The organism is Winogradskyella pulchriflava, from assembly GCF_042434315.1.
GTDB lineage: Bacteria > Bacteroidota > Bacteroidia > Flavobacteriales > Flavobacteriaceae > Winogradskyella > Winogradskyella pulchriflava.
In genome coordinates this window covers 485597-509712 of record NZ_JBHLTQ010000001.1, presented here as the reverse complement: position 1 = coordinate 509712, position 24116 = coordinate 485597, and the positions used below count along the sequence as shown (strand labels likewise).

Annotated in this window: 15 protein-coding genes; 6 read left to right on the top strand and 9 right to left on the bottom strand. The window is 35.3% G+C overall.

Annotated features, from left to right (window positions below):
- Positions 1 to 3 precede the first annotated feature (3 nt).
- From ACFFGA_RS02240 to ACFFGA_RS02230, 3 genes are all read left to right on the top strand, one after another.
- Positions 4 to 2364: a penicillin-binding protein 1A gene (locus tag ACFFGA_RS02240; protein WP_386059033.1), complete on the top strand. Its 2361-nt coding sequence runs from the start codon at positions 4 to 6 to the stop codon at positions 2362 to 2364.
- 94 nt (positions 2365 to 2458) lie between these two features.
- Positions 2459 to 3160, top strand: a complete 702-nt coding sequence (locus tag ACFFGA_RS02235) for a CoA transferase subunit A (protein WP_386059030.1) — start codon at positions 2459 to 2461, stop codon at positions 3158 to 3160.
- 62 nt (positions 3161 to 3222) lie between these two features.
- Positions 3223 to 3876, top strand: a complete 654-nt coding sequence (locus ACFFGA_RS02230) for a CoA transferase subunit B (protein ID WP_386059027.1) — start codon at positions 3223 to 3225, stop codon at positions 3874 to 3876.
- Between the two features lie 359 nt (positions 3877 to 4235).
- Here ACFFGA_RS02230 and ACFFGA_RS02225 read toward each other — a convergent pair whose 3' ends face one another.
- Positions 4236 to 5927, bottom strand: a complete 1692-nt coding sequence (locus ACFFGA_RS02225) for an ABC transporter ATP-binding protein (RefSeq protein ID WP_386059024.1) — start codon at positions 5925 to 5927, stop codon at positions 4236 to 4238.
- Positions 5928 to 6154: 227 nt separating this feature from the next.
- On the opposite strand from ACFFGA_RS02225, the gene ACFFGA_RS02220 reads away from it, so the two are divergent.
- The 3 genes from ACFFGA_RS02220 (at position 6155) to ACFFGA_RS02210 (ending at position 17168) form a co-directional block, all read left to right on the top strand.
- Positions 6155 to 7879 carry a M14 family zinc carboxypeptidase gene (locus tag ACFFGA_RS02220; RefSeq protein WP_386059021.1) on the top strand — a complete coding sequence of 575 codons (1725 nt, stop codon included), beginning with the start codon at positions 6155 to 6157 and terminating at the stop codon, positions 7877 to 7879.
- Between the two features lie 174 nt (positions 7880 to 8053).
- A complete protein-coding gene (locus ACFFGA_RS02215; protein ID WP_386059018.1) occupies positions 8054 to 12844 on the top strand; it encodes an immunoglobulin-like domain-containing protein in 4791 nt (1596 codons plus the stop codon).
- A 289-nt stretch (positions 12845 to 13133) separates the two neighbouring features.
- Positions 13134 to 17168, top strand: a complete 4035-nt coding sequence (locus tag ACFFGA_RS02210; protein ID WP_386059015.1) for an immunoglobulin-like domain-containing protein — start codon at positions 13134 to 13136, stop codon at positions 17166 to 17168.
- Between the two features lie 49 nt (positions 17169 to 17217).
- On the opposite strand, the gene ACFFGA_RS02205 is transcribed toward ACFFGA_RS02210, so the two are convergent.
- The 8 genes from ACFFGA_RS02205 to hemE all read right to left on the bottom strand — a co-directional run bounded on the left by ACFFGA_RS02205 (position 17218) and on the right by hemE (position 24066).
- A complete protein-coding gene (locus ACFFGA_RS02205; RefSeq protein ID WP_386059012.1) occupies positions 17218 to 17931 on the bottom strand; it encodes a 3'-5' exonuclease in 714 nt (237 codons plus the stop codon).
- A gap of 41 nt (positions 17932 to 17972) precedes the next feature.
- Positions 17973 to 18446 carry a methylated-DNA--[protein]-cysteine S-methyltransferase gene (locus ACFFGA_RS02200; RefSeq protein WP_386059007.1) on the bottom strand — a complete coding sequence of 158 codons (474 nt, stop codon included), beginning with the start codon at positions 18444 to 18446 and terminating at the stop codon, positions 17973 to 17975.
- Positions 18446 to 19564, bottom strand: coding sequence for a CNNM domain-containing protein (locus tag ACFFGA_RS02195; RefSeq protein WP_386059004.1), 1119 nt, complete (start codon positions 19562 to 19564; stop codon positions 18446 to 18448). Before ACFFGA_RS02195 ends, ACFFGA_RS02200 begins: the two co-directional genes overlap by 1 nt.
- A 29-nt stretch (positions 19565 to 19593) precedes the next feature.
- Complete coding sequence (gene hemB, locus ACFFGA_RS02190) at positions 19594 to 20583, bottom strand: porphobilinogen synthase (protein WP_386059001.1); 990 nt, start codon at positions 20581 to 20583, stop codon at positions 19594 to 19596.
- Positions 20584 to 20644: 61 nt separating this feature from the next.
- The gene (hemF, locus tag ACFFGA_RS02185; RefSeq protein ID WP_386058998.1) at positions 20645 to 21547 is read right to left on the bottom strand and encodes an oxygen-dependent coproporphyrinogen oxidase; all 903 of its coding nucleotides are present in this window, start codon (positions 21545 to 21547) and stop codon (positions 20645 to 20647) included.
- Between the two features lie 3 nt (positions 21548 to 21550).
- Positions 21551 to 22087, bottom strand: a complete 537-nt coding sequence (locus ACFFGA_RS02180; protein WP_386058995.1) for a GNAT family N-acetyltransferase — start codon at positions 22085 to 22087, stop codon at positions 21551 to 21553.
- A 2-nt stretch (positions 22088 to 22089) separates the two neighbouring features.
- Entirely contained in the window at positions 22090 to 22881 is a 792-nt protein-coding gene (locus ACFFGA_RS02175; protein ID WP_386058992.1) for an EI24 domain-containing protein, read from the bottom strand.
- Positions 22882 to 23034: 153 nt separating this feature from the next.
- Entirely contained in the window at positions 23035 to 24066 is a 1032-nt protein-coding gene (gene hemE / locus ACFFGA_RS02170) for a uroporphyrinogen decarboxylase (RefSeq protein ID WP_386058990.1), read from the bottom strand.
- Positions 24067 to 24116 lie beyond the last annotated feature (50 nt).

The following is a 24116-nucleotide window of genomic DNA, read 5'->3' as shown; positions in this document are numbered from 1 at the left end:
ATTATGGCAAAGAAGAAAACAACAAAAGCTAAATCAGAAATAGAGGATTTTTCAAAATATATACGTTGGTTTTGGAGGCTTTTTGCTAGTGGAGTCCTAGTTATTGTACTGTTGTTTCTATTTGCTTCTTGGGGATTTTTAGGCGAAATGCCAGATCATACAAGATTGGAAAATCCTGAAACTAATTTGGCTACTGAAATTATTTCTTCGGACGGAAAAACTTTAGGAAAGTTTTATTTTGATGACAATAGAACTCCTGTTGGTTATGAGGATTTGCCTAAACATTTGGTTGATGCTTTGGTTGCCACAGAAGACATTCGTTTTTATGACCATTCAGGGATTGATGGTAGAGGTACTCTTCGTGCAATTTTTAAACTCGGCAGCGGAGGAGGTGCAAGTACTATTTCTCAACAATTAGCAAAACAACTCTTTACAGACCAGGTTTCTAAGAACAGAATAGAACGCGCTCTTCAAAAAGTAAGAGAATGGATTATTGCTATTCGATTAGAGCGTCAATATACCAAGGAAGAAATCATCACACAGTATTTTAATATTTACGATTTTAATAACCATGCTGATGGAATTCGTTCTGCAGCAAGAATATATTTTGGCAAGGAGCCTAAAGATTTAGATATTAAAGAATCCGCAATGTTGGTTGGAATGTTTAAAAATTCCTCATTATATAATCCAAGACCTCATAAAAATCCGGTTGGCACTAAAAACAGAAGAAATGTTGTTCTGTCGCAAATGCATAAATATGATTATATATCTGAAGAGGTCAAAGATTCATTACAGCAAACAGAATTAGATTTAAATTACTCACCAGAATCGCATCGCGAAGGTATCGCTACTTATTTTAGAGAGTATCTTAGAGGTTTTATGAAAGAGTGGGCAAATGATAAGAACAACAGAAAACCAGATGGCAGTAAATACGATTTATATAGCGATGGACTTAAAGTGTTTACAACAATCGATTCTCGTATGCAACAATATGCAGAAGAGGCTATTGCGCAACACATGCCAAGATTACAAGCTGAGTTTGACCACCAAAATACTCCAGATAGAAACAAAACAGCACCCTTTTTAGAGCTAGACCAGTCAGAAATTAATAAATTAATGAAAGACGGAATGCGAAGAGGCGAACGATGGAGAATCTTAAAAAATCAAGGGAAATCAGATAAAGAGATTGAAGCTTCTTTTTATGAGCCGGTTGAAATGACAGTTTTTAAATGGGTAGATGGCAAAGCAAGTGAGGTTGATACCGTTTTGAAACCTATTGATTCTATGCGCTACTATAAATCCTTTTTACGTCCAGGTATGATGTCTATGGACCCATTGACAGGTCATGTAAAAGCTTGGGTAGGTGGTATGAATTATAAGCACTTTCAGTACGATATGGTAAAGCAAGGAAAGCGCCAAGTAGGTTCAACGTTTAAGCCTTTTGTTTATGCTACCGCTATAGATCAACTGCAAGTTTCACCTTGCGATTCTTTTCCAAGAACACCTATCACAATTGAAGCAAATAAATTTGGAAATCCAGAGCCTTGGACAACAAAAAATTCTGATGGTAATTATTCAGGCATTCAAACATTAAAGGACGCACTAGCAAGTTCAACCAATACGATTACTGCACGTTTAATGAACGAAATAGGGCCACAACCTGTTGTTGAAATGGCTAAGAAGTTGGGTGTAGAAGAGGATATTTTACCAGTGCCTGCAATTGCTCTAGGTACTGCAGATATTAGTGTTTATGAAATGGTTGCAGCCTATTCTACTTTTGTAAACAAAGGAGTTTATAACAAACCTGTAATGGTAACACGTATCGAAGACAAAAACGGAACTGTACTTTACCAAGTTGCACCAGAAAGCAAAGATGTGTTAAGTGAAGAAGTAGCCTATGTTACGGTTAATCTAATGGAAGGAGTGACTCAAGCTGGGTCAGGAAGAAGACTAAGGCATAAAGGTTTTGATAAATGGAATGCCGTTTACAGAGAAATTATAACTGGCTATCCTTATGAACTTAAAAATCCTATAGCTGGTAAAACAGGAACAACACAAAATCAAAGTGATGGATGGTTTATGGGTATGGTACCAAACTTAGTCACAGGTGTTTGGGTAGGAGCAGAGGACAGAGCTGCACATTTTAAAAGTATAGCTTACGGTCAAGGTGCCTCAATGGCTCTGCCAATTTGGGGATTATATATGAAAGCTTGTTATGCCGACGAGACGTTAGATGTTTCAAAAGGCAACTTCGAAAAGCCTTCAAACTTATCTATTAATGTAGATTGTACTGCTGTAGACGAAGGTGATTTAGGTGATATTTCCAATAAAGATGATGATGTTCAAATAGATGTAGATTTTTAGAACATTTCCAAATTATTCATTTTTATTTAAGGCTAATTTTAATATGAATTTTGCTGAGTGTTTTGTATTTTTCAGCTTATAAATTTCTTTATTTATGATTAATAAGAAAGTAGCAAATGTTACTGATGCTTTAGAGGGCGTAAAAGATAATATGACATTTATGTTTGGTGGATTTGGCCTGTCTGGAATCCCTGAAAATGCCATTGCAAAACTCGTAAAACTCAATATAAAAGGATTAACCTGTATTTCTAATAACGCTGGTGTTGATGATTTTGGCTTAGGCCTATTATTGCAACAAAAGCAAATTAAAAAGATGATTTCTTCTTATGTAGGCGAAAATGATGAGTTTGAACGCCAGATGCTCTCAGGAGAATTGGACGTTGAGTTAATTCCTCAAGGAACGTTAGCAGAACGTTGTAGAGCAGCCCAAGCAGGTTTTCCTGCAGTATATACACCAGCAGGTTTTGGAACCGAAGTAGCAGAAGGAAAAGAAACAAGAGAATTCGATGGTAAAATGTACGTTTTAGAACATGCATTTAAGGCAGATTTTGCTTTTGTAAAAGCTTGGAAAGGAGATGAAGCAGGGAATTTAATCTTTAAAGGTACAGCACGCAATTTTAATCCTAATATGTGTGGTGCTGCAAAAATTACAGTTGCTGAGGTTGAAGAATTAGTACCTGTGGGCGAATTGGACCCTAATCAAATTCATATACCAGGAATTTTTGTACAGCGAATTTTTCAAGGTGAAAAATATGAAAAGCGAATTGAACAAAGAACTGTAAGACAGAGAAGTTAAAAAGTTTTAAGTACCTAAAGTACCTAAAGTTTAAGCTTCTTTATAATTTTTAACTTAAAGAAATGTTAGACAAAAACGGAATAGCAAGACGAATAGCAAAGGAAGTACAAGATGGATATTATGTAAACCTTGGAATTGGTATACCTACTTTGGTAGCTAATTATGTTAGAGATGATATAGAAGTAGAATTTCAGAGTGAAAACGGTGTTTTGGGTATGGGACCATTTCCTTTTGAAGGAGAAGAAGATGCAGACATTATCAATGCAGGAAAACAAACCATAACCACATTGCCAGGTGCATCTTTTTTTGATTCGGCTATGAGTTTTTCAATGATTAGAGGTCAACACGTTGATTTAACGATACTTGGAGCTATGGAAGTATCAGAAAATGGCGACATTGCTAACTGGAAAATCCCAGGAAAAATGGTAAAAGGTATGGGTGGTGCAATGGATTTAGTAGCTAGTGCAGAAAATATAATTGTGGCTATGATGCATACCAACAGAGCCGGAGCTTCTAAGTTATTGAAAACATGTTCGTTACCACTTACGGGAGTTGCTTGCGTTAAGAAAATAGTAACTAATATGGCGGTTATCGAGGTTACTGATAAAGGCTTTAAGTTATTAGAGCGTGCTCCAGGTGTTTCTATAGAAGCGATTGAAAATGCAACTGAAGGTCATTTAATTATTGATGGAGATATTCCGGAAATGGAATTATAATTAACTTAAGTACTAATTTATTTCTGCTAAAATCCTATTCTAATCTTTTTGTAAGTAAAATCTTCACATTGATCTTGAAATGTTAAATAAAAATGCATTTCATCGAATTTTAGTGTATTTAAACTGATTAAATAAAAAATAATCACATATTAGCAGTCCCAAATTATAAACTAAATTAACCAAATTTACCATAAACTTAATTTATAGTTTTGCCCCAAATCTAACATAAATTTCTGCTTATGAAGACCAAATCAAATCTACCAGAACCTACTTTGAACGAAAACGTTTTGTTTTCAAACTTAAAAAATACAATGAGAGTAATCTCAGGTGTTTTAAAGTTAACCAAAAAAATATTCATGCTATAACCCCTTGGGAATAGCATGAATTAATTTTTTGGTATAATCTTTTTCGGGTGATTCATAAATTTTGTCTGCATCACCAATTTCTTCAATTTTTCCTTTATTCATCACTAATAACTGGTCGGCCATATATTTTACAACAGCCAAATCGTGCGAAATAAAAATATAGGTAAATCCAAATTTTGTTTTTAAATCATTTAATAGATTCAAAACTTGTGCCTGTACAGAAATATCGAGTGCAGATACAGATTCATCACAAACTATAAGTTGAGGTTCTACCGCAATAGTCCTAGCGATACCAATACGTTGTCGTTGTCCACCAGAAAACTCATGAGGATATCTATAAAATGCAGAAGCATCTAATCCAACATTTTCTAAAATATGTAATGTTTTGGCTTTCCTATCTGCATCCGAACTTCCAATATTATGAACTTTCATAGGTTCCATAATAGCATTACCAACAGTTAATCTTGGGTTAAGTGAAGCAAACGGATCCTGAAATATAATTTGAATGTCTTTACGTAAGCGACGTAATTCTTGCTTATCAACATGTGTTATATCTTTCCCTTTGTATTTAATAATGCCAGATGTGGCTTTGTCTAACTGTAGTATAGCATTACCTAATGTAGATTTTCCACAACCAGATTCACCAACCAATCCTACAGTTTCTCCAGGATATATTTTAAGGCTCACACCATCAACAGCTTTAAAAGGGATAGCTTTTGAAAATAAGCCAGTTTTTGAGAGGTAAGTTTTTTCAATATCAATAATTTCCAATAAAGGTTGCTGCGCATATAGCGCTTTGTGATGCCGTTTTCGGTCTTCTTTTGAGATTATTGTTTTATCAATTTCACCACTCAAAAAATCTGAAATTGTTGGTAATTGTTTTAATCGTATTTCTGTTGAAGGTCTTGCCGCTATCAATGCCTTTGTATAATTATGCTTAGGATGATTAAAAATGGCATCTGTATTACCTTGTTCTACAATTTCACCTTTGTACATTACCAAAACTCGGTCTGCTAATTCAGAAACTAAAGAAAGGTCATGGGAAATGAACAGCACACTCATTTTAGTTTCTTTTTGAATGGATTTTAGCAACTCTAAAATTTCTTTTTGCACGGTAACATCTAATGCAGTTGTGGGTTCGTCTGCAATTAGTAGTTTTGGCTTGCAAGCAATTGCCATAGCAATCATAACGCGTTGTTTCTGACCTCCAGAAATTTCATGAGGATAGGATTTAAAGATGCGTTCGGGATTAGGTAGTTTTACTTTGTTAAAAAGATTTATAACCTCCGCCTTAATTTCAGATTGAGGCAAAACAGCATGCTGTATTAAGATTTCTTCCACCTGTTTTCCGCATCGCATTGAAGGATTTAAAGAACTCATAGGTTCTTGAAAAATCATGGCGATTTTATTTCCTCTAATGTTTTGAAAATCTCTATTGGAATAATTAACAAAATCGTCGCCTTGAAAAAGTATTGAACCAGCTGTAATTTTTGAAATGCCTTTTGGGAGCAAACCCATTAATGCTAAAGAGGAAATAGATTTACCCGAACCAGACTCTCCAACAACCGCTACAATTTCGTTCGGCTTTATTTCAAATGAAATTGATTTAATAATTTGTTTCTCAATGTTTTCATTAAAAAATGAAATTGAGAGCTCATTAACTTTGAGAAGGCTTTTTTCAGGCATATGTAAAAATAGCTAAATTCCATAAAGAAAACGAGAGCACAATCATCATTCTTACTTTTAGTTAGTTTAAAACCAACATTTTATAAGGTACTGAAAACCAATACTATAATGTTTTGTAAATAAAACCAATAATGTAGTTCATCGATTTTATATGTATTTCGTCTGTATTTCGTAAAATTTTATGATATATTAGAACACTAAACAACATTCATTTTAAGCCCCAAGAAATGAAAAAAGTTATTTTAGCTTTAGCGGCTATCATTTTATTTATATGCAGTATAAATGCTCAGGATTTAGAAAAGCAAAAAGCTGAGAATTATTTGTCTCAGCAAGGAGAACTAATTTTTACTTTTAAAATTGAAGACCCAAGTCAGCTAGAAAGCTTCACACAAAACATATCTCTTGTAAATTTCGACCGAGACACCAAAACGGTAAAAGCTTGGGCTAATGAAACCCAGTTTAGACACTTTGAAACTTTTAATATTCCTTACAAAGTTCCTATAAGTGAAAATGAGGTTGATGAAAGGGCCTTGTATGATGTAAGGCCATTAGCAAATAGGACTGCCACTTCTACCTTAACTTTTCCATTGAGCAGTTATCCTACATACGCAGAATATGCACAGCAGATGCAGGATTTTGAAGATGATTATCCAGCTTTAGTTGAAAAAGTTAGTATAGGTACTACCACAGAAGGAGATAAAGAATTGTTATTTGTTAAAATATCTGATAACGTTTCAATTGATGAAGCGGAACCAAAATTAATGTTTACTTCATCAATGCATGGAGACGAGATTGCTGGCTATCCAATGATGCTAACATTAATTGATTATATATTAAAGGTATATAGTGATACAAATCATGCTGACCACGCCAGAGTTAAAAACTTGGTTGAAAATGCAGAAATTTGGATTAACCCAAGTGCCAATCCAGATGGGACATATTATAATAGTCCTTCAAACACATCGGTAGCAAAAGCAAGAAGAGGTAATGCCAATAATATTGACTTAAATAGAAATTACCCAGACAATGTAATGGGAGATCATCCTGATGGGGAATTTTACCAAAAAGAAACTATCGCATTTATGAATTTTGCTAACGCTCATAATTTTGTAATATCGGCTAATTTTCATGGTGGTTCTGAACTTGTAAATTATCCATTCGATAATGCCTATGCGTCATCGCAATATACACATGCCGATACAGATTGGTTTGAACTAATAGGTGTTGAATATGCTACGCATTGTCAAAAAGCTGCAAATGCTGGGACAACTTCTACACCAACATACAACAATAAAATAGCTTATATGACTGATGATAATGATTGGGATGAAAATGTTGGAGATAGTGTATGGCACAATAATTACCAACAAAGCCCAGGAGTTACTCATGGTGCTGAATGGTATAGAGTTTACGGAGGAAGACAAGACTATATGAACTTTTACCAACAATGCAGAGAAGTAACTATTGAATTGTCTGACACTAAACTTTTGCAAGAAAGCCTTTTGGTTGATTATTGGTATTACAATAAAGATGCTTTACTAGCTTATTTAACCCAAGGAACTTATGGATTTAGGGGTATTGTAAAAGATGCTATTACTAACAATCCTATTGAAGATGTAAAAGTAACGGTTATTAACCATGACGCGTATGGTTCTGAGGTTTACACAGATAATCATGGGGCATTTTATAGACCAATTAAAGATGGTACTTATAGTTTATTGTTTGAAGCTTCATATTACCAACCTGTAGTTGTCTCTAGTCAATCTATTAGTGATGGAAGTACTGTTGTATTACCTGATGTGTTACTAATGCCAATTTCGCCATCCGTGTCAAGTAATTTGAGTACATCTTCAATTACTACAACACCAGCAACGATAAACCAAACATCTACAGACGCTGCTTTTGATATAAATTATAGTGAAACTGGTGTCACTCCTTGGACTGATTTTTAATTTATTTGCATTTAAACGATTAAGTAAATGTATTCTTACTTTTTGTTACGGTTTTTCCGCACATTTTTAGTTTTGAGACCTATTACCCAAAGAGACTAAGTTTTTCCGCTAAAAAAATTATTACTTTCAGAGGAGAAAGCTGTTAATTAATCTATTTAAATAACCCTCAACATTATGAAAATTAAATTATTGTTGCTCATCGTAACGATGGCAAGTACTTTTGCATGGTCTCAAAGTAAGGTATTATGGCAAAAACAAACTGTAAATTCTAGTACTGTTTTAAAAAGCAATCATCAATCACTAAAAGAATTTCATTCTTTTAATTTAAATACAGAATCTTTAAGACAATCACTTAATGGAGTTGCACAACGAAACAACTTTACAACTCAATCAACTACAATCTTACTTTTTCCAAATTATGAAGGAAAATTAGAACGTTTTTCAATTAAGGAAGCTTCGGTTATGCATCCAGATTTGCAGGCTAGATATCCAGATATACGATCTTATGTTGGCCAAGGAATCGATAATCCTTCTTCTGTATTGAGGTTTAGTTTATCGCCAAACGGATTAAATGCAATGATTCTATCTAGTAGCGGAGCTAGTACATTTATTGAGCCAGTAAGTAATGGCTCAAACTTGCATATAGTTTTTAATAGAAAGAATAGGTTAAGTTACAATGACGACTTTGAATGTGAAGTAACTGAAAACATTAGAAGGTCTTTGAGCTCTGGAGTAGTGCAAAAAAACGCAGATGATGGAGTTTTAAGAACATACAGAATAGCAGTATCTGCTACAGGAGAATATACCCAATACCATGGAGGTACTAAAGCTTTGGCTCTTGATGCTATTAACACAACAATGACAAGAGTTAATGGTATATATGAGTCGGATTTTAATGTAACACTTCAGCTTATTGCTAATACGGATGATGTTATTTATACCAGCACATCTTCAGATCCATACGGAAATTCAACAAGTGGGTATAATTCGCAACTGCAAAGCACATTAACATCGCAAATAGGTGAGTCTAATTATGATGTTGGTCACTTATTTGCCAACCTTCAAAATAATGGAAATGCTGGTTGTATAGGATGTGTATGTGTTAACAATCAAAAAGGAAGTGGTTGGACCTCACACACAACACCAGAGGGTGATCCTTTTGATGTAGATTATGTTGCACACGAACTAGGGCATCAGTTTGGGGCAAACCATACATGGACTTTTGGAGGTAATGAAGGTACAAACGTACAATTTGAACCAGGAAGCGGATCTACTATAATGGGATATGCTGGAATTACTGGCTCAACAGATGTACAACAAAATAGCGATCCGTATTTTCACGCAGCTTCTATAGAGCAAGTTACAGATTACATTAAATCTACAAGTTGCCAAACAAATGTAAATACAGGTAATGCTACACCTTCAGTAAACGCTGGCTCAAATTATACGATTCCTAGAGGCACTCCTTTTATTTTAGAAGGTTCTGCAACAGATTCTGATGCGGGAGATGTATTAAGTTATTGTTGGGAACAAATGGATGAAAACAATGCGTCATCTACCAACCCAAGTACTACGGCTACATCAGGAGTTGCATTTAGATCTTTTAATCCTACAACAAATCCTGATCGTTATTTTCCTAGACTACAAACTGTTAAAACTGGAGCAACGTCTTGGCAGTGGGAAGCAGTTCCTAATGTTGGTAGAACCTTAAATTTTAGACTCACAGTAAGGGATAATGTTGCTGGCGGAGGAACAAATAATAGTGATGATATGGTGGTTACCGTAAATGGTTCAGCAGGTCCTTTTGTTCTAAACTCGCCAAATACCAATGTAACATGGAATGCTGGTACCACACAATCTGTAACATGGAATGTTGCTGGCACTACAGGTAATGGAATAAATGCTGCCAATGTTGATATTTTCTTGTCTGTAGACGGAGGTGATACATATCCTATTTCTTTAGCATCTGGAGTTCCTAATGATGGATCGCATGATATTGTTGTGCCTAATAACCAAGGCAACCAAAATAGAATAATGGTTAGAGGCTCTAATAATATTTTCTTCGATATTTCTAATACTAATTTTACAATTGCAGGACAAGTGGTGTGTAATGCCGATGTACCAACAGGCTTAGTGGCTTCTAATGTTGCTACAACGACTGCCACTTTAAGTTGGGATGCTGTACCTGGTGCAACCTACGACTTAAGATACCGAGAAGTCGGTACTTCTACATGGACAACTAATACCGTAACGGGAGTTTCTACTAATTTATCAGGCTTAACAGCTTTAACGCAATACGAAGCACAGGTGAGAAGCAAATGTGCAGGTGGTTCTAATTCAGCATATAGTGGTTTAGTAAATTTTACAACAACAGATGTTCAATTAGACTATTGTAATTCTGCAAGCACAAATGTTAACGATGAATATATAAGTAGAGTACAATTAAATACAATAGACAATGCTTCTGGAGCACAATTTTATTCTGACTTTACAAATATTTCTACGACACTAACTAAAGATTCTCAATATACTATAACAGTTACGCCAACATGGACAGGAACAGTTTATAATGAAGCCTATAGTGTTTGGATAGACTATAATAGAGATGGTGATTTTTCTGATGCAGGAGAACAAGTATGGACTCAAGGAAATACACAAGCAACTTCTGTTAGTGGTACTTTTACGATACCTTCTAGTGCTGTAGAAAACGCAACACGTATGCGTGTTTCAATGAAGTATAATGGAATTCCTTCAGAATGTGAAACTTTTACCTATGGAGAAGTAGAGGATTATACGGTTATTATTGAAGGTAATGGACCAGATACAGAAGCGCCTATTATTACATTAAACGGAGCTTCGATTATAGATTTAATTGTTGGAGATACCTACACGGAGTTAGGTGCAACTGCAACTGATAATGTTGATGGAGATTTAACCTCTAGTATCGTTATAGGAGGAGACTCAGTTAATACTTCTGTTGCAGGTGTTTATAATGTTACTTACAATGTTAGTGATGCTGCTGGAAATGCAGCTACAGAAGTTATAAGAACTGTCAATGTAACGGCAGATACAACTGCTCCAGTAATAACATTAATTGGAGCTTCTGTAATTAATTTAGAGCAAGGAGATGCTTACACAGATCAAGGTGCAACTGCAACTGACGATATTGATGGTGATTTAACATCGAGTATAGTTGTAGGTGGAGATTCAGTAGATACAAATGTTGTTGGGTCTTATGTAATAACTTATAACGTTAGTGATGCAGCTGGAAATGCAGCAGTTGAGGTTACTAGAACAGTCAACGTTAATCAAGACACTACAAAACCTGTAATTACGCTAATAGGTTCGGCAACTATTAACTTAAATATCGGTGACAATTACGTAGAACAAGGAGCCACTGCAACTGATAATTTTGATGGAGATATTACAGCAAACATTATTATCTCAGGAACGGTTAATACTTCTGTTGCGGGAACTTATTTTGTAAATTATGATGTAAGTGATGCTGCAGGAAATGCTGCTGATACAGTTACTAGGACTGTTGTTGTTGCTGAAGATACAACTCCTCCGGTAATTAACCTTATTGGATCATCGACCGTAAATTTATTTGTAGGAGATGCTTATACGGAACAAGGAGCAACAGCTACAGATAATATAGATGGAGATATATCGTCAAGTATTGTAATTACAGGAAATGTCGATACCTCTATAGCTGGAACCTATACAGTTGAATACAATGTAAGCGATAGTGCTGGAAATGCGGCGGCCGAAGTCGTAAGAACCGTAATCGTATCTGAGCAACCAACAGGTTGTACTGATAACGAAGTGACTATTACAATCACTTTTGATAATTATCCAGAAGAAACATCATGGAGTTTGGTTACGGATTCTGGTCAGACTGTAGCTTCAGGTGGTACCTATGGAAATCAGCCTGATGGTTCTACATATACAGAAACTTTATGTCTGCCAGACGATTGCTATACATTCACAATTAATGATACTTATGGTGATGGTATTTGCTGTTCTTATGGTAATGGTTCATATTCGGTAACGGGTCTTTCAGGCACATTAGCTTCAGGTGGTTCTTTTACAAATTCTCAAGCAACCAATTTCTGTTTAGGAAGTCAACCAGAACCAACTTGTGATGACGGTATTCAAAATGGAGATGAAACAGGTATTGACTGTGGAGGAACGTTTTGTGAGCCATGTTCTGCAACTGATGTTGTATTACACGAAGGTTACTTTGAATCTGGATGGGATAATTGGATTGATGGTGGAAGTGATTGTGCAAGAGTGTCATCATCTAATTCTTATGAAGGGAATTATTCTATAAGAATTAGAGACAATTCCGGAACAGCATCAGCAATGACTTTAAATAATATAGATGTTTCTCCATTTGCTCAGGTTGAAGTAGATTTCTATTTCTATGTGTTGAGCATGGAAAATGGAGAAGATTTCTGGTTGCGTTATTTTGATGGTTCTAGCTGGAATACCGTACAGACATGGACTAGAGGTGTAAACATTAACAATAATACGTTCTATAACGCTACTGTGACGTTAACATCTGCTCAGTATAATTTAGTTGGAAACTCTGGATTTAGATTCCAAAATGACGCCTCAGGAAACAATGATCAGATTTTCATTGACCAAGTTACAATAACAGGTATCTCTGGTGGGTCTAAAGGGAAAGCAGATCGCTTAGAGATTGTAGGTTATGGTGATTCGCCTGAGCTTTCAGAGTTTGACATAAGATTATACCCTAACCCAGTAAATGGTAATATCTTAAATGTTGAAATACCTAGCCTTGAAACTTTTAATTATAAAATAGTTAATATTCTTGGGAAAACTGTTTTAAGTGGTACTTCCGAAGGAAAAATCAATGTTTCAAAGTTAGAAGGAGGTATGTACTTTATCGAAGTTAATGATGGTGATGAAATAATAACTAAAAAATTCATTAAGAACTAGTTAGTAATAGTCCCTTAATTTTTTAAAAGGAGGTTTTATGAAACCTCCTTTTTTTATAAAGTAATTTTATGTGTGTTTTGTTTTTATATGGTAGCTCATCACAATAAGATGGTAAGAGATTTTGATTAAATGTAGCCGTTTTCTTCAAAAGTGTTATTGAAAAACCACAATAATAATTCTGTTAAATGTATTTCAACGAAAACGTTTTCGTAAAATTTTTGTTTTAACAAAATTTTAATACTTTCAATCGATTTTTGAAAATAACTAACTTAAAATTTTATCAATTCGTATGAAAAAAAACTATTTTAAAACTATTATCGTAATTGTGTTAATGTCGTCGGTTCTAACGGCGTTTTCGCAAACCAAATCTGAAAAAGAACAAATCACAAGTCGTTATGATAAACAAGCGATACAAGAATTCAGTTTAAAGCTTAACCAACAAGCAAAGGCAGAAAAAGAAAAAGCTATACAATTAGCACGTATTAATGGTTGGCCAATAATTATTCAAAAAAACGGCGTGTATTCTGAAATACAAAAGGTAACAGAAGAGGGCACACCAGTTTACTATACAACGTTTAATGTTGATGCCGCTAAATCTACACGTACAGACCATTTAAATTCTGGTGGTTCTTTAGGTCTAAATTTAATGGGTCAGAATATGACAGCACACGTATGGGATGGTGGAATTGCTACAATAGCACATCAGGAGTTTGATGGCGTTGGTGGTACTAATAGGTTTTCTGTAGGTGATGGTACTTCATCTCAAAATTTCCACGCAGTACATGTTACAGGAACCATAATCGCTTCAGGTTTACAGCCTAATGCACAAGGTATGGCACCTCATGCAGATGCAGTAGGTTACGATTGGAATAATGATACTTCAGAAGCCTCTACAGCTTCAGGAAACGGTATGCTACTATCTAACCATTCTTATGGCTATGCTGCAAGAAATGCTCAAGGACAACCTCAATTACCAGCATATTATTTTGGAGGGTATATAACTGATTCTAGAGATTGGGATCAGATTATGTTTAATGCTCCTAATTACTTAATGGTAGTAGCAGCAGGTAACGATGGTGATGACAATTCAGCTAATTCTTCTCCGCTAGGAGGTAACTCGTCTTATGATAAGCTATCTGGACACGCTACAGCTAAAAACAGCTTGGTAGTTGCCAATGCTGATGATGCCAATATAGATGCAAATGGAAATTTAATATCTGTAACAATTAATAGTTCTAGTAGTGAAGGTCCTACTGACGATTATCGAATAAAACCAGATATTACAGGTAATGGGACGAACCTATATTCTTCATTTAATTTTGCTAGTTACGACCAAACTTATGGGACTAATTATGCAGATGGAAATATAAATGATGACTATGCAAGTATAACAGGTACATCAATGGCATCTCCAAATGTTATGGGTAGCTTAATGCTATTGCAGCAACATCATAACAACCTTAATGGTAGTTATATGAAAGCCGCAACCTTAAAAGGATTGGCATTGCATACTGCGGATGATGCTGGCCCAAATGGTCCCGATGCTGTATATGGCTGGGGACTTTTAAATAGTAAAAGAGCAGCTGAAGCAATTACCAATAACGGTAACGAAACTAAAATTGAAGAGTTAACATTGATGAATGGTCAATCGTACCAAATAACTGTTGACTCTGATGGAATTAACGATTTATATGCGTCTATTTCTTGGACAGATAGAGCAGGAACAGCTACAACATCTACCAATTCTACTAGTGCAGTATTAGTTAATGATTTAGATATAAGAGTAACCAAAGGCGGAACAACATATACTCCATGGAGATTGACAGGTGTTACAACGAATGGTCAGGGTGATAATATTAAAGATCCTTATGAGAGAGTTGATGTTGCCAATGCATTAGGTACATATACTATTACAATTACACATAAAGGTTCTTTAACTGGAGGAAGTCAAAATTACTCATTAATTGTAACAGGTCTATCGGGAACTCCTGTAGTTTGTAACGCAACTACACCAACTAACTTATCTGTAGATGGTTACGGTTCTTCAACGGCAACCTTATCATGGGACGCTGTTTCAGGTGCTTCTTATGATGTAAGATACCGCGAAACAGGAACTTCAACTTGGACAACAACTTCAGTTTCTAGTAATTCTGTTTCTTTAAGTGGATTATCTCCTGAAACATCATATCAAGTACAAGTAAGAAGTGAGTGTCCAGATAATTCTACATCGTCTTATTCTGGTACAGTTAGTTTTACAACTACTGAAGTTCAACTTAACTATTGTGCTTCAACAAGTTCAAATGTTAATGATGAATATATAAGTCGTGTGCAATTAGGATCAATTGACAATTCATCTGGAGCACAGTTTTATTCAGATTTCACAAATGTTTCAACAACCTTAACCCAAGGGGACAACTACACGATTACTATAACTCCAACATGGACAGGTACTGTGTATTCAGAAGGTTATGCTGTTTGGATAGATTATAACCATGATGGTGATTTTTCAGATTCAGGAGAGCAAGTATTTTCTCAAGCCGCAACACAAAATGCGTCTGTAAATGGAAGCTTTACAATTCCTTCAGGAACTTATGTAGGGAATACTAGAATGCGAGTTTCCATGAAGTATAATGCGACTCCAACAGCTTGCGAAAGCTTTACTTATGGTGAAGTAGAGGACTATACAGTTAATTTAAGTGCCGGAACACCAGATACGGTAGCACCAGTTATAACTCTAAACGGATCTTCTACAATGAATTTAGAAGTTGGTGATACTTATAACGAACCTGGAGCAACGGCAACGGATAACGTGGATGGAGATTTAACCTCTAGCATCGTAATCACCGGAACTGTAAACACGAATTCAGCAGGTACTTATACTAGATTTTATAATGTAAGTGATGCTGCAGGTAATGCTGCAACGCAGGTTACTAGAACGGTAATTGTTACGGAACCAGCTGATACTGTAGCGCCAGTAATTACATTAAACGGAGCTTCTACAATGAATTTGGAAGTTGGTGACACCTACAACGAACCTGGAGCAACAGCAACAGATAATGTGGATGGGAATTTAACTTCTAGTATCGTAATTACTGGAACAGTAAATACCAATTCAGCAGGTACTTACACTAGATATTACAATGTAAGTGATGCAGCAGGTAATGCGGCTACGGAGCGTACCAGAACAATTATTGTTACTGAGCCATCAACAGGAAGTTGTACAGGAGGCATCACAAGTTTCCCATATACTGAAAGTTTTGAAAATACATTTGGAGCATGGTCTCAAAGTACAAGTGATGATTTTAATTGGGCGACTAGAAGTGGTACAACACCATCAAGTAATACTGGTCCATCAAGTGCAGATTCTGGTTCTTATTATATTTATATGGAATCTTCTTCTCCTAATTACTCTACTAAAAGAGCAATTTTAAATTCACCTTGTTATGATTTAGGTTCAGCTACAAATGCAACTTTTGAATTTAAATATCATATGTATGGTGCGACTTCTATGGGAAGTTTAGCATTAGAAATTAGTGATAATAATGGCTCTTCTTGGACAAGTATCTGGAGCAGATCTGGTAACCAAGGAAATTCTTGGCAAACAGCTAGTGTTGATTTAGCTAGTTATGTTGGAAGTTCAGTTCAGTTACGTTTTAATGGTGTTACTGGTACAACTTGGCAAGGTGATATGGCAGTTGATGCTGTTAATTTAGTTGCAGGTTCTGGAAGCTCATGCACTAACGTATCTTTATCAATTACATTTGATAACTACCCAGAAGAAACAGCTTGGAGTGTAAGAGATGCATCAGGTACAACGGTTGCTTCGGGTGGAACTTATGGTTCTCAAGCAGATGGTTCTACATTAAACATTAATGTTGGTTGCTTGGATGTTGGATGTTATGATTTCATAATTACAGATACTTATGGTGATGGTATTTGCTGTTCTTACGGAAATGGGTCATATACTCTAACAAATACAGATACTGGTGCTACATTAGCTTCAGGAGGTCAGTTTACAAGCTCCCAAACGACTAATTTCTGTGTAGGTACTGGAAGTACTAACTATGCTAGTAATCCTGGTATAATTACGGACAATCCTAATCAGTATTTTAGAGTTCATCCAAACCCAGTTAAGCAAACACTTAAGGTTGATTTAGTGGGTTATGAAGCTAATACTTTTGAAATTAAGAACATGTTAGGACAAACAGTTTCTATAGGACTGTACACGTCTAATATCGATGTTTCAAAATTAGATGATGGAGTTTATATCCTTCAATTAAATATTGGAGAGAAAACTAAAACACAACGATTTATTAAACAATAAGCATCTAGTGCTTTAATTAAAAACCCAGAAGTTTTGCTTCTGGTTTTTTTTATATATGCTTTATTTCATTGTCGTGAAGCAGTTCGTCTCCACGCAATCGTAGGAAGATTTGAGCTACGGCAATAGTATCTTTTTCGCAATAGGTAATGATTCTGTCAATATCATTCTCTTCGTAATAGACACGATAGACTTCGCTGCCATCAATATCATCTTTTGGTGAAGGAATACCAAGAACGTTCGTTAAGAGCTTTAAAGACGTATAAGTCTTATAGTCACCAAATTTCCATAATTCTAAAGTGTCAAGATGAGGTACTTCCCAAGGCTTTTTTCCAAAGAGATTGAGTTTGTATGGTAATTCTATATTATTGATAATCATTCGTCTTGCTATGTAAGGAAAGTCGAACTCCTTGCCGTTATGTGCACAAAGCAAGTGTTTGTTTTGACTGAAATGTGAAATGACAAGGTTTTTAAAATCTTTCAGAATTTTAGCTTCTTCACCATAAAAGGAAGTGACCCTAAAATTTCGGATATCACCTTCCATTTTAAAATAGCCAACCGAAATACAGATAATCTTACCAAACTCTGCCCAAATGCCAGCTCTGTCGTAGAATTCTTCAGCTGAAAATTCTTCTTTGCGTTGGTATTTGGATTTTGCATCCCAAAGATCTTGTTTGGTTTGGTCTAAATCCGAAAAATTTTCAGTTTCAGGAACCGTTTCTATATCTAGAAAAAGTATGTTTTCAAGATTTAATTTGGAAATCATTCTTCTATTTTAATTGTAATATAAGAAATCAACTTTAAATTTTAAAAAAGAGACTGTTGTTTGTATTCACTTTCATGGTTAAGTAACCATTGTTTTCTGTGCAGTCCACCAGCATAACCTGTAAGGCTTCCATCGCTTCCAATAACACGATGGCATGGTACTATAATCCAAAGTGGATTTTTGCCATTAGCACTAGCTGCAGCTCTAATTGTATTAGCATCTCCGAGTTGTTTTGCGAGTTCTAGGTACGATATGGTTTTGCCATAAGGAATAGTTTGGAGTTGTTTCCAAACTTTTTTCTGAAATTCAGTGCCTTGTGGATTGAGCTTTAAATCAAATTTTTTTAAATCGTTTTTAAAGTACGCCTTAAGTTGCGTAATACAATCTAATAACGACTCTGGAATAACTTCTGATAGTTGTTCCTGTGCATCTAATATTGAAACTGAAGTTATACCGTTATTGTCTCCAATAATTTTGGCTATACCAAGTGGTGTTTCAATATAACAGGTTTCCATTAGTTTTCAGGATTTTCTTTATCAATCAATCCTAGGCGTTTAGCTCTTGTTTCCCAACTTTTTCTAGCTAGGAGTTGTAAATCTGAAACGTTATCACTTTCGTCCATAATTTCTAAGCCGAGAAGCGTTTCAATAACATCTTCCATAGTAACGATACCACTTACAGAACCGTATTCGTCAACCACCAATGCCATATGGTTACGACTTTCTACCAATTGCTCAAAAAGCGTCGGAATTGGTAAACTTCGGTTGACGATAATAATGCTTCGTTTAATTTCGGAAAGTAATTTGTCGCCATTACCTAAGCCCATCTCTTTGAACACTTCATCTTTTAGTACCAAACCTGTGATGTTGTCTGGGTTTTCAGTATAAACAGGAATTCTTGAAAATCTAATGTTAGAATTGGCTTCAAAGAAATCTCTGACGTTCATTTTTTCGTTTTCAGTTTTCATAACTGTACGAGGAGTCATAATATCTTTGGCTTGTACTTCTTTAAAGTTGAGCAGGTTTTTAATGACCTTGCTTTCACTTTCTTCAAAAACACCTTCTTCGTGGGCAATTTCTGTCATAGCTACAAAACCCTCACGACTTAAAACACTACCATGTCCTTTACCACCAATTAACTTTGTGGTGAGTTGTAATAACCAAAGCATACCTGTCCATTTTAATGGAAAGATTAAAACGTTTAAAGCTTTTGCTGTGAAATTTGCGAGTTGTTTCCAGAAAGTTGCACCTATTGTTTTAGGGATAATTTCTGAAGCTACTAAAATTAAGATTGTCATGATTGTAGACACCACACCAACCATTAAATCTTCGGTAAATTCTATACCTAGAATACTACGTTTGGTATTTCCGTAAAGCTCTGCATAAGCGACTTTTGCTTGTACACCAACTAAAATAGCACCAACGGTATGTGCAATGGTGTTTAGGGTTAAAATGGCAATTAAAGGACGATCAACGTCTTTTTTTAGTTCTTCTAAGTCGTTAGCGTAAGTTTTACCTTCTTTCTTTTTTACATTGATAAATGTAGGAGTAATACTGAGTAAGACAGCCTCTAAAATGGAACATAAAAATGAAAAGAAAATAGATATGACAGCGTAAAAAATGAGTAAGCCCATTAATATATTGAAGTTTGATTATTGCGAAGTTACGAAATCAATTTCACAACATCCTTAGCAAAATAGGAAGTAATTATATCAGCACCAGCACGCTTAATAGAAGTGACTTGTTCCATCATCACAGCATCATGATCTAACCAACCTTTCTCTGCTGCAGCTTTAAGCATGGCATATTCACCAGATACTTGATAAACTGCAAGAGGTACATCAAAAGTGTTCTTAATATCTCTAACGATATCAAGATAGCAAAGTCCTGGTTTCACCATGACAATATCTGCTCCTTCATTAATATCCATTTCGGTTTCGCGTATGGCTTCATCTCTATTGGCAAAATCCATCTGATAGGTTTTTTTGTCTTTTGGTACATCTACCATATCTACGGGAGCAGAATCTAAAGCATCTCTAAAAGGACCATAAAATGCTGAGGCATATTTTGCAGAATAGCTCATAATGCCTGTATCAATGAAGTTAGATTGATCTAGTGCTTCTCTAATGCCTAGAATGCGACCATCCATCATATCACTAGGCGCTACAAAATTAGCTCCAGCTTCTGCGTGAGACAAACTCATTTCTGCTAAAGCCTCTACTGTAGCATCGTTAATAATTTTACCACCTTCAACAATTCCATCATGTCCATAAGAAGAATATGGATCTAGAGCCACATCAGTCATTACTAGCATCTCTGGACAAACATCTTTAACCGTTTTTATAGCACGTTGCATTAGTCCATTTGGGTTCCAGGCTTCGGTACCTTTATTATCTTTTAAAGCATCTTCAACCTTTACAAACAATAAAACCGATTTTAAACCTAAGTTCCAAAGTGTTTTTACTTCGTCTTTTAGTAGATCTAAACTGTAACGATAGTAATTGGGCATTGAACCAATTTCCTCTTTAACACCTTTACCTTCCACAACAAAAAGCGGTACCAAAAAATCATTTGGAGTGATGTAAGTTTCTCTAACTAAACTTCTAATAGCTTCGTTGGTTCTTAGTCTTCTATTTCTTCTTATTGGAAACATAAAATTTTATTTTTAGTAATTCAAGGGTTTCGACTGCGCTCAACCTGACATTCAATTTCATTTAAACCCAATCTTTTGGATTCTGTAATACCTTAATTAATTTTTCTTCATCACTGCCAACTTCTGGTTGATGGTCGTAAACCCATTGTACATGTGGCGGTAAACTCATAAGAATACTCTCTATACGTCCATTGGTTTTTAATCCGAATAAAGTGCCTTTATCATGGACTAAATTGAATTCTACATAACGTCCACGTCGAATTTCTTGCCAGTCACGCTGTGGTTTGGTGTATTCTAAAGCTTTTCGTTGTTCAACAATTGGCACGTAAGCTTCTAAAAAACTATCACCTACTTCGGTAACAAAGTCGTACCAATTTTGCATGCTCATGTCTTCCGTAGCTTTGCAATAATCAAAGAATAAGCCTCCAATGCCACGTCCTTCATTTCGGTGTGCATTGTAAAAGTACTCATCGCATCGCGTTTTGTATTTTGGGTAGAAGTCAGGATTATGTTTATCGCAAGCCGTTTTACAAGTTTGATGGAAGTGTTTGGCGTCCTCTTTAAATAAATAATACGGAGTTAAATCTTGTCCTCCTCCAAACCACTGATCTACAATGTTGCCATCTTGGTCGTACATTTCAAAATAGCGCCAATTAGCATGTACTGTTGGTACCATTGGATTTTTAGGATGTAACACCAAACTTAATCCGCAAGCAAAAAAATCAGCATCTTCTACACCAAAATATTTTTGCATAGAATCGGGTAATTTTCCATGGACTCCAGAGATATTTACGCCTCCTTTTTCAAAAACGTTTCCGTTTTCTATTACTCGCGTTCTTCCACCTCCACCTTCTGGACGTTTCCAAATATCTTCTTGGAATTTGGCTTTGCCATCAATGGCTTCAAGCTTTGAAGTGATAGTGTCTTGTAATTCGTGTATGTATTTAAAGAATTTGTCTTTCAAAATCTAGTTTTTATATAATTCATACAACTCCATATCCAAAGGTTCCTCTCCAATTGGTGTATAGTCATTTTTCAATGTTTTAATCCATTCAAAATTACTATTAAAAGCCACCTTCACGCTTGGTAAATTGTCTTTATGTACAATAATTTGAAGTGTTTCTAACTTTAATTCATTGAAAGCATATTTTGACAAAGCATTAATAGCTCTTGAGGTTAATCCTTTCCCTTCAAAGGTATAACCAATGCAGTAGGCAAACTCACCTTGTTTTTTATCCCAGTCTAGTTCTTTAATGTAAATAAGTCCGACTAATTCTCTAGTTTCTGAATGTTTTAGGGTAAACAGAAATTCTTCTTTATTTTCAAACTGTTTTACCTTTTGATCTACAAAAAATTGTGATAAGGTTGGATTTAAATTTTGCTCTAAAGTCTTAGGAAAATAGCGTTTTAGACGGTCTGCATTTGCCACCACGAGGTTGCATGTTTTCCATGCATCACCATTATGTATTGGGTTAATTTCAAACGTATCAAACTGTGCTATCATAATTAGGAGTTTAGACCTGTAAGGTTTTCAAAACCTGACAGGTCTTTATTTAATCGATTTTCATCTTTTAAAAGTTGTACAGTGTTCAATGACGAAGCGGTTACACTCATGGGTAATACCAATATAACGCCTACAACAGGAATCAATAAAAACAGCATAAACACTATGCCGTTTCCTATTGCGACACCTCTATATCTCCTTACAAATTGAATACTTTCTCGATACTTAAAATGACGTTCTAAAGTGTAATCCATATTACCAAAACCTGCATAATAGGCTTGAACTAAAAAGAGTAAAGCGGTAGAAAAAATATTAATAACCGGAATAAACTTTAGTAATAAAATCGGAAGCGTAATTAGGAGTTCCTTACCTAAGTTTCTAATGTTGATTCTTATACCTCTCCACAGTTGTTCTTGAAACGTTGTATTACGATGGTGATGCTTATCTATACCTGTTAGATGTGCTTCTATTTTCTCTGAAACCGGACTCATAAATGGCGCAGAAAATGCCATGATAATATGTTTATATAAGATTAGACCTATAGCAATAACTATGATGGCTCCGATAAACGTAGAGATGGTAGTAAAGGTTTCACTTCCCCAATCCCAAGGCCAAATATTAGCTATAAAACGTCCAATCTTATCTGATAATCCGTAAGCTGATATAAATATTATTGCAGCAGTTATAACACTAATTGCAATAGGAATAGCAAAGTATTTCCAAAGTTTTAATTTTGAAATTAATGCAAATGCTCCTGTGTAGGCTTGTAACCCTTTTAATATGTTTTTTATCATCCTATCCCTTGCCCTTTCCGAAGGAAAGGGAACTTATTTTGAGTGTTTATTTAACTAAAGTAGTTCAATTCAAAGTTAAGATTTTTGGCAATCATTTCTACCTATGTTTTGAGCAACAGTTCCTTCCCTTTGGGAAGGCTAGGATGGGCTTATTTAATTTGGACTTTTATACTCCTTTACCGCATCAATAAACGCCTTGGCATTATCTAATGGAATATTAGGCAAAATACCATGTCCTAAATTTACAATGTATTTATCTTTTCCAAACTCGTTAATCATTTGGTGTACCATTCGCTTAATTTCCGCAGGTGGTGAAAATAATCGTGTAGGATCAAAATTACCTTGTAATGTAATATTTCCACCTGTTAAATAACGTGCGTTTCTGGCAGAGCAGGTCCAATCAATACCTAAAGCTGAAGCGCCAGATTTAGACATTTCATTAAGCGCAAACCAACAGCCTTTTCCAAAAGCAATGACTGGAGCATCATCTTTTAAAGCATTGATAATTTGTTGAATATATTGCCATGAAAACTCTTGATAATCTACAGGAGAAAGCATTCCTCCCCAAGAATCAAAAACTTGTACAGCATTACAACCAGCTTTTACTTTCTCTTTTAAATAAGCAATCGTTGTGTCAGTAATTTTCTGTAATAATTGATGTGCTGCAATAGGGTTTGTAAAGCAAAACTCTTTGGCTTTGTCAAAGTTTTTAGACCCTTGACCTTGCACACAATAACAAAGAATTGTCCAAGGCGAACCGGCAAAACCGATTAAAGGAATCTCGTCATTCAGTTTTTCTTTAGTTGCTTTTATGGCTTCGTAAACATAATTTAAAGCTTCTTTTACATCTGGAACAATAACATTATCCACGTCTTTTTGAGAACGCACAGGATTTGGTAAATAAGGTCCAAAGTTAGGTTTCATCTGTACTTCAATATTCATAGCTTGTGGAATGACCAAAATATCTGAAAATAAAATTGCAGCATCCATTCCGTAACGTCTAATAGGTTGTACGGTAATTTCGCTCGCTAGTTCTGGTGTTTGGCAGCGTGTAAAGAAATCGTACTTTGCTTTAATTTCCATAAACTCTGGCAAATAACGTCCTGCTTGACGCATCATCCACACTGGTGGACGCTCAACAGTTTCACCTTTTAATGCTCTTAAGAATAAATCGTTTTTAATCATAGTTGTTAGTTGTTAGTTACTAGTTGCTGGACGGATTACCAACAACTATC

Coding starts and splice junctions, on each gene's coding strand:
- ACFFGA_RS02240 (WP_386059033.1), top strand. CDS start 4: ATGGCAAAGAAGAAAACAACAAAAGCTAAATCAGAAATAGAGGATTTT.
- ACFFGA_RS02235 (WP_386059030.1), top strand. CDS start 2,459: ATGATTAATAAGAAAGTAGCAAATGTTACTGATGCTTTAGAGGGCGTA.
- ACFFGA_RS02230 (WP_386059027.1), top strand. CDS start 3,223: ATGTTAGACAAAAACGGAATAGCAAGACGAATAGCAAAGGAAGTACAA.
- ACFFGA_RS02225 (WP_386059024.1), bottom strand. CDS start 5,927: ATGCCTGAAAAAAGCCTTCTCAAAGTTAATGAGCTCTCAATTTCATTT.
- ACFFGA_RS02220 (WP_386059021.1), top strand. CDS start 6,155: ATGAAAAAAGTTATTTTAGCTTTAGCGGCTATCATTTTATTTATATGC.
- ACFFGA_RS02215 (WP_386059018.1), top strand. CDS start 8,054: ATGAAAATTAAATTATTGTTGCTCATCGTAACGATGGCAAGTACTTTT.
- ACFFGA_RS02210 (WP_386059015.1), top strand. CDS start 13,134: ATGAAAAAAAACTATTTTAAAACTATTATCGTAATTGTGTTAATGTCG.
- ACFFGA_RS02205 (WP_386059012.1), bottom strand. CDS start 17,931: ATGATTTCCAAATTAAATCTTGAAAACATACTTTTTCTAGATATAGAA.
- ACFFGA_RS02200 (WP_386059007.1), bottom strand. CDS start 18,446: ATGGAAACCTGTTATATTGAAACACCACTTGGTATAGCCAAAATTATT.
- ACFFGA_RS02195 (WP_386059004.1), bottom strand. CDS start 19,564: ATGGGCTTACTCATTTTTTACGCTGTCATATCTATTTTCTTTTCATTT.
- hemB (WP_386059001.1), bottom strand. CDS start 20,583: ATGTTTCCAATAAGAAGAAATAGAAGACTAAGAACCAACGAAGCTATT.
- ACFFGA_RS02180 (WP_386058995.1), bottom strand. CDS start 22,087: ATGATAGCACAGTTTGATACGTTTGAAATTAACCCAATACATAATGGT.
- ACFFGA_RS02175 (WP_386058992.1), bottom strand. CDS start 22,881: ATGATAAAAAACATATTAAAAGGGTTACAAGCCTACACAGGAGCATTT.
- hemE (WP_386058990.1), bottom strand. CDS start 24,066: ATGATTAAAAACGATTTATTCTTAAGAGCATTAAAAGGTGAAACTGTT.